The organism is Paenibacillus sp. E194 (genome assembly GCF_000935845.1).
Lineage (GTDB): Bacteria > Bacillota > Bacilli > Paenibacillales > Paenibacillaceae > Paenibacillus_B > Paenibacillus_B alvei_B.
On sequence record NZ_JMDX01000511.1, the window covers coordinates 1 to 1,076 of the forward strand.

Consider the following 1,076-nt stretch of genomic DNA (forward strand, 5'->3'; position numbering starts at 1 on the left):
AGAGAACCGGTTGGCGGGCATTTGGCAAAGCGTTCTCGGCGTGGAAAAGGTCGGGGTGAAGGACAACTTCTTCGATCTTGGAGGCCACTCGCTGAAAGCGACGATGCTGATGGCTCGGATGCATAAGGAATTGAATGTAAACGTACCGCTGCGGATCATCTTCCAGGCGCCGACGCTGGAACAACTGGCGCAGGCGGTTGCGGGGATGGAGCAGCAGTTGTATGCGTCGATCGAGCCGGTGGAAGTAAGAGCGTATTATCAGGTCTCCTCTGCGCAAAAGCGGCTGTACATCCTGGACCAGCTGGAAGGTGCAGAGCTTAGTTACAATATGCCGGGAATCTATGCGGTAGAAGGGCCGCTCGATGCGGAGCGGTTGGAGCAGGCGTTCTGCGAACTAGTTGTGCGTCATGAATCGCTGCGAACCTCGTTTGAAATGGTGGATGGAGAGCCGGTGCAGCGTGTGCACGAGCAGGTGCCTTTTGCGGTTGAGAGGAAGCATTTGACGCAGGTCAATAGTCGTCTATTTAAGGCAGAAATCCCACAGGGAGCCGGGAAACCGTTGGAGATGGAGCGCAGCGGGGAAATGGCGGAAGCGGACCTAGCCGAACAAGTGGAGTCGTTCGTGCGACCGTTCGACTTGGAGCAAGCGCCGCTGCTGCGGGTAGGACTGATCGAAGTGGAAGCGAACCGTCATCTCCTTCTGTTCGATATGCATCATATTGTTTCCGACGGAGTTTCGATGGGGGTGCTGGTACAGGAATTGACGCGGCTGTATGAAGGAGATCGCTTGCCGGAGCTGCGGATTCAGTACAAAGATTATGCAGCATGGCAGCAGTCGCTGGCCCAAAGCGAGACGATGCAGAAGCAGGAAGCGTTCTGGCTGGAGACATTTGCCGGCGACATCCCGGTGCTGGAGCTGCCGACGGATTATGCGCGTCCGGCGCTGCAAAGCTTTGCTGGGGACGTGGTGCACGCCGAACTCGATTCGGACGTGACCGCAGGCTTGCGCCGGATCGCTGCGGATACAGGAGCGACGATGTACATGGTGCTGCTAGCGGCATATACGGCGCTGCTGA

Annotated in this window: 1 protein-coding gene; it reads left to right on the forward strand. The window is 57.3% G+C overall.

The genetic code is table 11. The features are described 5' to 3' along the window. Positions 1 to 1,076: condensation domain-containing protein (locus AZ66_RS29275; RefSeq protein WP_044358176.1), on the forward strand; the 1,076-nt coding region annotated here is incomplete at both ends.